This window comes from Citrobacter sp. wls827 (assembly GCF_005280875.1).
GTDB classification, from domain to species: Bacteria; Pseudomonadota; Gammaproteobacteria; order Enterobacterales; family Enterobacteriaceae; genus Citrobacter; species Citrobacter youngae.
Genome location: NZ_SZWR01000020.1, coordinates 1 through 1085, shown reverse-complemented (window position 1 = coordinate 1085; position 1085 = coordinate 1). Strand labels below are relative to the sequence as shown.

General features: G+C 53.1%; 1 rRNA gene. It reads right to left on the bottom strand.

Annotated features, from left to right (window positions below):
* A 23S ribosomal RNA gene (locus FDX03_RS17025) occupies positions 1 to 1085 on the bottom strand; the annotation flags it as partial.

The window sequence follows — 1085 nt, the reverse complement described above, 5'->3', positions numbered from 1 at the left end:
AACGTTCCTTCAGGAGACTTATAGTCTCAGGGAGAACTCATCTCGGGGCAAGTTTCGTGCTTAGATGCTTTCAGCACTTATCTCTTCCGCATTTAGCTACCGGGCAATGCCATTGGCATGACAACCCGAACACCAGTGATGCGTCCACTCCGGTCCTCTCGTACTAGGAGCAGCCCCCCTCAATTCTCCAGCGCCCACGGCAGATAGGGACCGAACTGTCTCACGACGTTCTAAACCCAGCTCGCGTACCACTTTAAATGGCGAACAGCCATACCCTTGGGACCTACTTCAGCCCCAGGATGTGATGAGCCGACATCGAGGTGCCAAACACCGCCGTCGATATGAACTCTTGGGCGGTATCAGCCTGTTATCCCCGGAGTACCTTTTATCCGTTGAGCGATGGCCCTTCCATTCAGAACCACCGGATCACTAAGACCTGCTTTCGCACCTGCTCGAGCCGTCACTCTCGCAGTCAAGCTAGCTTATGCCTTTGCACTAACCTCCTGATGTCCGACCAGGATTAGCTAACCTTCGTGCTCCTCCGTTACTCTTTAGGAGGAGACCGCCCCAGTCAAACTACCCACCAGACACTGTCCGCAACCCGGATCACGGGTCCACGTTAGAACACCAGCCATTAAAGGGTGGTATTTCAAGGTTGGCTCCATGCAGACTGGCGTCCACACTTCAAAGCCTCCCACCTATCCTACACATCAAGGACCAGTGTTCAGTGTCAAGCTATAGTAAAGGTTCACGGGGTCTTTCCGTCTTGCCGCGGGTACACTGCATCTTCACAGCGAGTTCAATTTCACTGAGTCTCGGGTGGAGACAGCCTGGCCATCATTACGCCATTCGTGCAGGTCGGAACTTACCCGACAAGGAATTTCGCTACCTTAGGACCGTTATAGTTACGGCCGCCGTTTACCGGGGCTTCGATCAAGAGCTTCTCCTTACGGATAACCCCATCAATTAACCTTCCGGCACCGGGCAGGCGTCACACCGTATACGTCCACTTTCGTGTTTGCACAGTGCTGTGTTTTTAATAAACAGTTGCAGCCAGCTGGTATCTTCGACTGATTTCAGCTCCA